Annotated in this window: 9 protein-coding genes and 1 pseudogene; 6 read left to right on the top strand and 4 right to left on the bottom strand. The window is 69.9% G+C overall.

The window, feature by feature from the left end; genetic code table 11:
* Nucleotides 1-266: pseudogene (locus tag ON21_RS03000) on the bottom strand (DNA-binding response regulator); the annotation flags it as partial.
* A gap of 294 nt (nucleotides 267-560) precedes the next feature.
* Between ON21_RS03000 and ON21_RS02995 the strand changes: the two are divergent.
* From ON21_RS02995 to ON21_RS02965, 6 genes are all read left to right on the top strand, one after another.
* Nucleotides 561-1361, top strand: coding sequence for an LmeA family phospholipid-binding protein (locus ON21_RS02995; protein ID WP_039795003.1), 801 nt, complete (start codon nucleotides 561-563; stop codon nucleotides 1359-1361).
* Nucleotides 1358-1801, top strand: coding sequence for a thioredoxin family protein (locus ON21_RS02990; RefSeq protein ID WP_039795001.1), 444 nt, complete (start codon nucleotides 1358-1360; stop codon nucleotides 1799-1801). Before ON21_RS02995 ends, ON21_RS02990 begins: the two co-directional genes overlap by 4 nt.
* 288 nt (nucleotides 1802-2089) lie before the next feature.
* Entirely contained in the window at nucleotides 2090-2584 is a 495-nt protein-coding gene (locus tag ON21_RS02985; RefSeq protein WP_051020248.1) for a DUF4395 domain-containing protein, read from the top strand.
* A 29-nt stretch (nucleotides 2585-2613) separates the two neighbouring features.
* Complete coding sequence (locus ON21_RS02980) at nucleotides 2614-3447, top strand: sulfurtransferase (protein WP_039794999.1); 834 nt, start codon at nucleotides 2614-2616, stop codon at nucleotides 3445-3447.
* Nucleotides 3448-3453: 6 nt separating this feature from the next.
* On the top strand, nucleotides 3454-3759 hold the full coding sequence (locus tag ON21_RS02975; protein ID WP_039794997.1) for a DUF1416 domain-containing protein: 306 nt from the start codon (nucleotides 3454-3456) through the stop codon (nucleotides 3757-3759).
* Nucleotides 3760-3949: 190 nt separating this feature from the next.
* On the top strand, nucleotides 3950-4657 hold the full coding sequence (locus ON21_RS02965) for a heme-binding beta-barrel domain-containing protein (protein WP_039794996.1): 708 nt from the start codon (nucleotides 3950-3952) through the stop codon (nucleotides 4655-4657).
* Between the two features lie 377 nt (nucleotides 4658-5034).
* Here the strand turns inward: ON21_RS02965 and cydC are convergent, their stop codons facing one another.
* From cydC to cydB, 3 genes are all read right to left on the bottom strand, one after another.
* Entirely contained in the window at nucleotides 5035-6915 is a 1881-nt protein-coding gene (gene cydC / locus ON21_RS02960; RefSeq protein WP_051020246.1) for a thiol reductant ABC exporter subunit CydC, read from the bottom strand.
* Between the two features lie 430 nt (nucleotides 6916-7345).
* The gene (locus ON21_RS02955; protein ID WP_039794992.1) at nucleotides 7346-9445 is read right to left on the bottom strand and encodes an ABC transporter ATP-binding protein/permease; all 2100 of its coding nucleotides are present in this window, start codon (nucleotides 9443-9445) and stop codon (nucleotides 7346-7348) included.
* A 4-nt stretch (nucleotides 9446-9449) separates the two neighbouring features.
* Nucleotides 9450-10481 carry a cytochrome d ubiquinol oxidase subunit II gene (gene cydB / locus ON21_RS02950; protein WP_039794989.1) on the bottom strand — a complete coding sequence of 344 codons (1032 nt, stop codon included), beginning with the start codon at nucleotides 10479-10481 and terminating at the stop codon, nucleotides 9450-9452.
* Nucleotides 10482-10488 lie beyond the last annotated feature (7 nt).

Here is a 10488-nt window from a genome sequence, read left to right as displayed (position 1 = left end):
CCCCAGTCCGCGTTCACGGCGACCAGACCGCCCTCGGTGAGGACGGCGACGACCGGCACCGACGATCCGGTGCTGCCGAGCAGGCGGCACAGGCCACGGGCCGCGGCGAGGTCGGTCCTGGCGTCCACCAGCGCGACGTCCGCGGTGCCTGCCTCGAGCAGCGACGCCACTTCCGTCGGCGCGGGGCGCACGTTGTGCGCGAGCAGCGCAAGCGAGGGCAACACCGACTCGGGGTTGGGGTCGGAGGTAAGCAGGAGCAGCTCCACGGGCCCTCCTCCCATCTCGTAGCCACGCGGATGCGGCAGCACCGCCGCGTCCACGTCGCTAATCACAGGTAATCGGATGCAAGATTAGCGCGTAACACGGGGTGACCACGCATTCCGGTACACCGAGCGCCCCGCAGGACACCCTGGGAGCCCGGCTCGGGCCAACCGATAGGGTGCGTACATGGGTTACGTATCGGGCATGCCCCCTGCCGCCGGGGCGCCCGAGGCAGTAGCCGAACGCGCGCCGCGCGGCTTCCGGCCGACGCGGCCCGAGACCCGGAGAGACGGGGGAGCATGCGCAAGCTGATCATCGGCCTGCTGTGTCTGGCTGGGTTCGCCGTCGTCATCGACTTCAGCACCGCGGCCTATTCGGAGTACCGCGTGTCCAGGGCGCTGCGCGACGGCGCCGATCTCACCGCCGATCCCGAGGTGACGATCCACGGCTTCCCCTTCCTCGGCCAGGCCTGGGACAGCCGCTACGACCATGTGGAGATCCGGGCCCGCGCGAAGCGGATGGACATCCCCGGCGAGATCGCGCTCGAGGCGACGCTGACCGGGGTGCGGCTGCCGGTCGGCGAACTCGTCGACGGCAGCCTGCGCGGCGTCCCGGTGGAGCGCGTGGACAGCCGGTTGCGGGTGGAGCCGACCGAACTCGGCAGGCTGTTCACCATCCCCGATCTGCAGGTGCATTCCCGTCCCGCCGACAAGTCCGACGGGACCGGCGGCTCGGGCGGTTCCGGCATGACCACCACGGGAGCACTGGTGCTCACCGGCACCCTCCCGGAGACGCCCGGCGCCCAGTACGGCGGGGAAAAGGTCAGCGTGCAGGCCGATCTTCTGCTCGACGGCGATCAGGTGAAGATCGTGGCGACCGGGTTCTACCGCGGCCCGCCCGGCACCGAGACCATGCCTGTGGCGGTGATCACGGAGGCCGATCGCCCGGCGGTCCTCGCCCGGTTCACCCGTACCATCGACACGAAGGAATTGCCGTTCGGTGTCCGTCCGACCAAGGTCTCCGCTCAGGGCGGTCAGATCGTCGTGGAGGGCAAGGGCGTGAACGTCACGATCGACTTGGACCGATTGCAGCGACCATGATCCAAATCACTATCCTCGCAGTGGTACTGCTCGCCGCGCTGGCGGTGGGCATCCTGCTGCGCAGGCGCGATGGCAAGCTCCGCGCGACCGACGACATCGACCTGTCCCCCTCCGCCCGCGCGCAGTTGCTGGCCGCCGTCGGCGTGACCGGCGCCGGTCCCGCGGTCCTGCACTTCTCCGCCGAGTGGTGCGGACCGTGCGCCGCTGTTCGCCGAGTGGTTGCCAATGTCACAGACCAGCTCGCGGGATCGCCGCAGCCGCCGCAGGACATCGAGGTGGACATCGACGCCGAGCCCGCGCTCGCCAGGGAGCTGAACGTGCTCTCGCTGCCCACCACGTTCGTCTTCGACATCGAGGGCAGGGAACGGTTCCGCATCTCCGGCGTGCCGAAGGCCACGGATCTGCACTCCGCGCTCGAGCCACTGACCGCCGCGGCCTGAGCTGCGACGACAAGCCCACTGGACGGATGTGATCCACCCCGGGTCCATATTTCCCCGCCGAATTGGGTAAACTGCTCACGTGCTTGCCAACCACGAGCTGATGCTCACCCGACGCCGCACAGTGGATCTGTGTCGGCTCGGTGGTTGTTGCTGCCTGTGCCGCTGATCGGTCGGCTTTCCCGGATTTCCTGACGCCGACCCCTGTCCGCCGTGCGAGTGATCTCACGATCCCCCGGCGAATTGGCAAATTTTCAGTCATCGGACTTATTCAGCGCAGGAGTACGCACAATGTCCACCGAGATTCGTAACAGTTCCGAAGCCGTCCCCGTTTCCCACGACCAGGTCGATGTGCGCGGACCCCGCTTCGCCGCATGGGTGACCACCGCCGTCCTCGTCGTGGTGCTGCTCGCCGCCGCCGTGTCCCCGGTGGCTGCGGGAGTGTTGATCGCCCTGCAAGCGGTCGTCTTCGCGGTCGGCGCCGCCCTCGGACCGCGCCGCCACCCGTACGGCCGGATCTACGCGGCCTTCGTCGCGCCGCGTCTCGCGCCGACCACCGAGACCGAGCCGACGGCCCCGCTGCGGTTCGCGCAGCTGCTCGGTTTCGTGTTCGCGGCCGTCAGCCTGCTGGGCTTCGCGCTCGGCTCCACAATCGTCGGCGCGGTGTTCGCCGGCTTCGCCTTGTTCGCGGCGTTCCTGAACGCGGCGTTCGGGCTCTGCCTGGGTTGCCGGATCTATCCGCTGGTAGCCCGCCTCCGCCGGACCCCGTCACCGGCATCGAACTGACCCTGCACGTCATCTCTGAAAGGAAAACAATGGCTCGCTCCGATGTCCTGGTCTCCGTTGACTGGGCCGAAGAGAACCTCAACACCCCCGGCGTCGTGTTCGTCGAGGTCGACGAGGACACCTCCGCCTACGACGGTGGCCACATCGAGGGTGCCGTCCGGCTCGACTGGAAGAAGGACCTGCAGGATCAGGTTCGTCGCGACTTCGTGAACCAGGAGCAGTTCTCCGACCTGCTCTCGGCGCGCGGCATCTCGAACGACGACGAGGTCATCCTGTACGGCGGCAACAACAACTGGTTCGCCGCGTACGCCTACTGGTACTTCAAGCTGTACGGCCACAACAACGTCAAGCTGCTCGACGGCGGTCGCAAGAAGTGGGAGCTCGACGGCCGTCCGCTGTCCTCCGAGCCGGTGAACCGGCCCGCCACCCAGTACAAGGCGTCGGCGCCCGACCTGGCCATCCGCGCCTTCCGGGACGAGGTCATCGCGGCCATCGGCACCAAGAACCTGGTCGACGTGCGTTCGCCTGACGAGTTCACCGGCAAGATCCTGGCTCCGGCGCACCTGCCGCAGGAGCAGAGCCAGCGTCCGGGCCACATCCCCGGCGCCATCAACGTGCCGTGGAGCAAGGCGGCGAACGAGGACGGCACCTTCAAGTCCGACGCCGAACTGGCCGAGCTCTACAAGGAGGCCGGTCTGGACGGTGAGAAGGAGACCATCGCGTACTGCCGGATCGGCGAGCGCTCCTCGCACACCTGGTTCGTGCTGAAGGAACTGCTCGGACACCAGAACGTCAAGAACTACGACGGCAGCTGGACCGAATACGGCTCGCTCGTCGGCGCTCCGATCGAGTTGGGAGAGTAAATCGACATGTGTGCAGCACCTACTCAGGGTCAGGCCATCCCCGCCGGTGTCGACGTGGAGAAGGAGACGGTCATCACCGGCCGTGTCCTGAGCGCCGACGGCCAGCCGGTGGGCGGTGCGTTCGTGCGTCTGCTCGACGGCAACGGTGATTTCACCGCCGAGGTCGTCGCCTCCGGCACCGGTGACTTCCGGTTCTTCGCGGCTCCCGGCGCGTGGACCGTCCGCGCCCTTTCCTCGGCCGGCAACGGCTCCGCTGAGGTGCGCCCCGAAGGCGCGGGCATCCACTCGGTCGACGTCGCGGTCGCCAAGTAAGAGTTCGCCACTCGTCGAACGGCCCCGGTCGCTTCCCGTTCCGCGGAAGCACCGGGGCCGTTTGCGTGCCGCCGCAGGGGGGTCGTTAGACTCGAAACGTGGTCCTCTTCTTCGAGATTCTGCTGGTGGCCGTGGCCGTGCTGATCGGCTGGTTCGGCCTCTACGTCTTCTACCGGCTGTTCACCGAATCATGAGCGAACTCGCGAGCGAAGGTTCCAACCCGGCCGAGCGAGCGAGTGAACAACTGAACGGCAACGCTCCGGCCGATGCCGCCGGTCGCCGCAGCGGCGACCAGGCCGTGGCCGAGGCTGCCGAACGGGCGAAATCGACCGGGGTCCGCAACATCCCGGTCCTACCGGATCTTCCGCTGCCCGAGGACACGGCCAACCTGCGCCTCGGCCCGGATCTGAGTTCCTCGATGCTCGCGCTGCTCCCGCTGGTGGGCGTGTGGCGCGGCGAGGGCGAGGGCAACGATCCCGAGCGCGGGGACTACCGCTTCGGCCAGCAGATCGTCGTCTCGCACGACGGCGGCGACTATCTCGCCTGGGAATCCCGGTCCTGGGTCATCGAGGCCGACGGCGGCTACGGCGGCCCCGATCTGCGCGAGCGCGGCTTCTGGCGGGTCGGCATCGACGGCAACGACGAGGTCATCGAATTGCTGCTGTCGCACAGCAGCGGCATCGTGGAGCTGTTCTACGGGCAAGCGCTGACCCAGTCGTCCTGGGAGTTGGCCACCGACGTGGTGATCCGCAGCCAGTCCGGCATCGTCGTGGGCGGCGCCAAGCGTCTCTACGGCATCGTCGAGGGCGGCGACTTGGCCTACGTCGAGGAACGCGTGGTAGCCGACGGCCCCCTCGAACCGCGCCTCTCGGCCCGCCTCCAGCGCTACATCGGCTGAGGGGAACCCTGCCCGCGCTCGGCGTCCTGCCGACCGGTACCGGTCGGCCTCATCGAACACCGGGTACGCCCAGAACCCCTGCCCATCCCAACGCAGGAAGACCTGTGACCAACCCACACAACACCCCCACTGGTACGGCCTGAATACCCGCAGAGGCGGAACAGCCCCCGAGCCATACCGGTGCGATTGTGGTCGCACGGGTCCGGTCGGACGGACCGGGGCTCGGGGGCCGGGTGACTGCCTGGAATTCGCTGGCGCTCGCGCGGGCGAAATCCACCTGCAGCGGTGGCGCTAGCGGACAGCCACCTCACGTGTCCTATGAATAATCATTCTTCGAACCACCTCCTTCCTCGTGTACGAACGAATCTAGCGATGCGTCAGTAACTCGGCAACGGAATTTCTCGGTCGGCGGAATCAGCGCTGCCGCAGGTCCTTCCACGCACCGTGAAGTCGGTCGTGACCTGCCCTGATGCGGATATTCGCAGCACCGCGTCGGCCCGCTGGTCGTCCGGCAGCTGATGTGTGACGACGACCACGATTCGATCCGGTTCGACGAGACCGCTGTCGGCGTCGAGCAGGTCGCGCAGCAGCTTCGCCCCGGCCTCTGCCTCCAGATGCTCGGTCGGTTCGTCCAGCAGCAACACCCGCGCCGGTGACACCAGTGCGCGCGCGAGCAGTATCCGGCGACGCTGGCCGCCCGACACGGCTGCCGCTCCCCCGACGAGATCGGTGTGCACACCCTGCGGCAGCCCCTGCAGCCAGTCCCCGAGACCGACCGTTCGCAAAGCTTCTTCGGCTTCTTCCACGGTCAGGTCACCGCGTGCCACCCGGAGATTCTCCAGCACGGAGGTGCCGAACAGGTGCGCGTCCTCGGCGAAGAAGGTGACGCCGGGACGCGGCGTGTCGAACAGTCCGGCCCACTTCATCAACAGGGTCGTCTTGCCTGCGCCGCTCGGGCCGACCACGGCGATCCGCCGCCCCTCGGGCAATTCCGGCGCGTGGGCGTCGACAGGGTGACTCTGGTCGGCAACGCTCGCCCGCCGTTGCTGTTGCCGCTCCGATCCGCCTGGGAGCCCGGCGGATCGGTCCGCCGCGGCGCGAGTGGTCTCGCTCACGGGGGCCATTTCGTCACTGGTCTGAGCCATGTTCGCCGTGTCTTCGGCATGCGGTGGCCGGATGGACGGCCGCGCCCAAGGGTCCGCCGACGCAGCCGGGGGCGAATCGGGTTCGAACCCGTCCAGTCGATGCAGTGCCGCGCGGGCCGTGGTCAGGGCCTGCGCCGCTGTGGGCAGCGGGCCGACCGCTTCGAACGCCGACAAGGGCAAGAGGACCAGGACGACCAGTGCCATGGGCGTCATGCCGACCGCCGTGCCGCCGTCCGGGCCGTAGAGGGTGATGCCGATCAGCAGTGCACCGAGGACAGCGGCGCCGATCGACAGGGGCGTGGCAGCGGCCGACCAGGCGCTGCGCGCGGCGGCCCGGTCCTCCGCGGCGACCGCACGGCGCGACGCTTGCCCGGCCGCGGCGAGGGCCGCGTCGAGGCGACCGGCGACGCGCAGTTCGGCGGCGTGATCGAGCACCGTGAGGGCCTGCGCGGTGAATTCCGCCCGGTCGGCGCGCACGGCGCGTTCCGCCTCGGACGCCGCCGCGGCCGACAACCACGGCGCGACGATGCCCGATAGCACCAGCGCACCCGCCAGGATCGCCGCCGCGGTGGGCGAGATCGTGGCAAGCAGCGTGACCGCCGCGACCGAGAGGATGACGGCGACCGCGACCGGGACGAACACGCGGACCACCACGGCCCCCAAGTCGTCGATGTCGCTACCGATGCGGACCAGCAGATCTCCCCGCCGCGGCGGCTTCGCGCCCGGCCGGTCGTGTCCACTCGGTGCGGCCTCGGGCCTGCGCAACCAGAAATCCGAGCCGGCCAGCGTCCGGTACACCGTGGTCCGGGCCGTCGTCATGGCGCGCAGCGCGACGTCGTGGGTGGCCAACCGTTCGAGGTACCGGCACAGGCCGCGCGAGATGCCGAGCGCGCGTACCGCTACCACGGCGATGCTCAGGTCGAGCACCGGCGGCATCTGCCAGGCGCGCGCGATCAGCCAGGCCGCCAGCGCGGCGAGCCCGAGCCCGCTGCCCAGCGCCAGCACGCCCCACCCGATCGCCACCGCGACCCGCCAGCGGGACAATTCGAGCAGCTCCCACATCCGGCGCAGATCACCTGACAGGCCGGGCCGCCGCGAAACAGGACGCGTCATCGCGATCGCTCCTCTCGCCCGGCGTCCGCGCCGAGTCGCCGACCCGGACCACTCGCCGACGGCCGATCTCCAGATGCGATACGCGTGCCGGACACGGTGCACAGCTCGCCGCGCCGAGCCGGACGAACCATCAGTGACCGGCGCTCTTCCCTGATGGGCGAGGCCACGCGTCCGCCCACCGACAACATTCCACCCTCACCGCGCGGCGACCTGCGCCGATGTGCACCCGGACGACATGTCCGGACACACCCGAGGGCACCCCGGCCACCCCGCAGTGCCCTACCTGGATCGGCGACCGACGGACAGACGGCACATGAGCAGGCAGACCACCGCATACGCACTGCACGCCAACCGACACCCGCATGAGCCAGGCGACCCGACACCACCCCGTCAGCCGCCGACCAGCGGACGGTCTGCCCGAGCGTTCCGCTCACCGCGGGACCTCCGCTCGGTCGGCGTGCACCCGCACGACGTGGTCGGCGCCGGCCAGTACGGTCGGGCGATGACCGATGACCACCACCGTCGCGCCCGCACGGGCGCGGGCTTGGAGGGCGGCCAGCACGGTCGCTTCGGCGGCGGCGTCGAGGTGCGCGGTCGGCTCGTCCAGCAGCAGGATCGGGCGATCGGCTGCCAGCACCCTGGTCAGGGCGAGACGTTGGCGCTGGCCCAGCGAAAGGCCGATGCCGCCAGGGCCGACCACGGTGTCCCAGCGCTCGGGCAGGTCGTCGAGCACGGCGTCGAATCCCGTTGCCAGACAAGCGGCTTCGAGATCGTCGAGGATGCGCGCCGGGCCGCGTGGGGCGTGGTCCACAGCGCGCGCGCCGAGCAATTCCAGGTTGTCGCGCAAGGTGCCGGGCACCAGCACGGGACGCTGCGGCAGCCAGGCCACGTTCGCCCACCATCGGTCCGGGTCCAGATCGCCGACGTCCACACCGTCAACGGTCACGGCGCCTCGGTCGGGCGTGATCAGGCCGAGGATCGCCTGCACGGCGGTCGATTTACCGCTTCCATTGGGACCGGCGAGCACCGTGACGGAACCGGGCCGCAAAGTCGCCGACAGGCACGCGGGAGCGAACCCGTCCCGCGCCCGGACCGAGAGATCGCGGAGTTCGACCGTGCCGGGGCACTCGGAGCTGCCAGGGCGAACAGTCGCCGATGCTGCCTGCGGCAAGGTGCGGCGGTCGCGCGTATCGACGCGCGCCGAGTCCTCCGGCGACCCACCGACGAGCGCCGCGCCCTGCCCGCCCTGCCCGGCGTGGCCGGGTGGCCGCTCGGTGGGCTCCTCGTCAGGGGTCGTCGTGCCAGAGCCTGCGGGGCTGCGGTGGCGAGCCCGGAGCACGGCTTCCACCGGCTCCGTGCCGCCGCAGGCGCGGGCCGACTCGTCCCGTGCCGCCAACTCGACGAGCGCCGCGCCTTGCATGCTGTGACCGGGTCGCCGATCAGTCGGCTCCAGATCAGCGCCGATCGCGGCGCCGACGCGCTCGGCGGGCGTGGATTCGAGGATCGCGAATGCCTTGTCCGCGGCGGCCATTCCGTCCTGCGCGGCATGGAAGCGTTCGCCCACCATGCGCAGCGGCAGGTACACCTCGGGGGCGAGCACCAGCACCACCAAGCCCGCATAGAGACTCATCTCGCCGAACACCAGCCGAAGCCCGATGGACACCGCGATCAGGGCGACGCTCAGGGTGGCGAGCAACTCCAGCACCATGGAGGACAGGAAGGCGATGCGGAGCGCGCGCATCGTGCGCAGGCGCAGCGCGTCGCCGAGATCGCGAACACGATGCCGCATGGTGCGCGCGGGTGCGGCCGCATCGCCCGTCCCGGTGCCGTTCTGCTGTCCGCGCGCAGTGGGCTCGGGTTCCGCGTCGCCGGTCTCCCGGCCGAGCGCGCGCAGCGTCGGCATGCCCGCGAACAGGTCGAGCAGTTGGTCCGACAGCCGGGTGGTGGCCGCGAGCGTGGCTTCCGCCCGCCCCTGGGTCAACAGTCCGATGAGGACCATGAAGACCGGGATGAGCGGCAGGGTGATCACCACGATCACGCCGGAAGTCGGATCGTGTGCCGCGATGACCGCGAGCACGATCGGGGGGACGAGCACCGCGAGCAACAGGGCGGGCAGGTAGCCGACGAGATACCCGCGCAGCCCGGACAAGCCCGTGCCGACGACTACAGCCAATTCCGTTCGGCGCGTGTCGAGTTCGCGAGGCGACAGCCGTGCGCCCGCACCGAGCACCGCGCCTTCCAGCTCCGCCACCACGCTCGCGCCCGCTCGGTGCGCCAGTCTGGATTGCGACCAGGTGGCGAGCACCCGCGCTGCGATCGCGACCGCGATCCCGACCAGCTCGACCGTCCACGCGCCGAGCGTGCGCGCACTCGGATCGGTGACCACCCCGGCGAGCACCCGTCCGATCAGCACCGCCGCGACCACGATCGCGCCGGTGACGACCAGCGACAGCGCCACGCTCAGCGCGAGGTAGCTGCGCGCGGAGCGGGCGTAGCGCCACAGGCGCGGATCGATCGGAGGGCGGGCCATGGCGTCAATCCTGCGCGGCCCGCAGGGGCAGGCCGACCGGGGGCGGGATCTGCTCGACGGTGATCCGCTTGCGGAAGACCCAGTACGTCCAGCCCTGGTACACCAGCACGACCGGTGTGACCAGCGCCGCGGCCCAGCTCATCACCTTCAGCGTGTACGGCGTCGAGGACGCGTTGTGGATCGTCAGGTCGAACGCCGCATCGATCGTCGAGGGAAGCACCGCGGGGAACAGTGAACCGAACAGCAGCGCGGTCGCCGCGGCGACGGTCACCGTGGTGCCGGTGAACGCCCACCCGTCGCGCTGCGCGAGATCGGCCGCCGCCGCCACGACCAGACCGAGCACCGCCAGCGCCAGCGGAATCCACGTCCAGCCGGATCCGTGGGCCAGCTGGGTCCACAATCCGAATCCGCCCACGACGACCACGGTCGGCGCCAGCAGCAGCCGGGCGGTGCGGCGCGCGTCGTCGCGGACCTCGCCCGCGGTCTTGAGCACCAGGAACATCGCTCCGTGCAACGCGAACAGCAGTCCGGTCGCGAGCCCGCCGAGCAGGGCATAGGGCCCGAACAGGTCGGCGACCGAGCCCGCGAACTGCTTCTTCTCGTTCAGCGGGACCCCGTGCACCACATTGGCGAACACCCAGCCCCAGGCCAGCGCCGGAACCCAGGAACCGATGCCGATGCCGATGTCGCAGCGGGCCCGCCAGCGCGGGTCGTCGATCTTGCCGCGGTACTCGATGGCGCAGATCCGCAGGATCAGCGCGACGAGCACCAGCAGCAATGCCAGGTAGAAACCGGAGAACAGGCTGGCGTACCACTCCGGGAACGCGGCGAACATCGCGGCGCCCGCGGTGATCAACCAGACCTCGTTGGCGTCCCACACCGGGCCGATCGTGTTGAGCACCGCGCGCCTGCGCCGGTCGGACCCCTTGCCGAGGATCGGCATGAGCATGCCGACGCCGAAGTCGAAGCCCTCGAGCACGAAGTAGCCGGTGAACAGCACACCGATCAGGACGAACCAGAACTCTTGCAGACTCATCGCCGGC

Origin of the sequence: Nocardia araoensis NBRC 100135, assembly GCF_000308435.1 — a bacterium.
Lineage (GTDB): Bacteria > Actinomycetota > Actinomycetes > Mycobacteriales > Mycobacteriaceae > Nocardia > Nocardia araoensis.
This window is presented reverse-complemented; position numbering and strand designations above follow the sequence as displayed.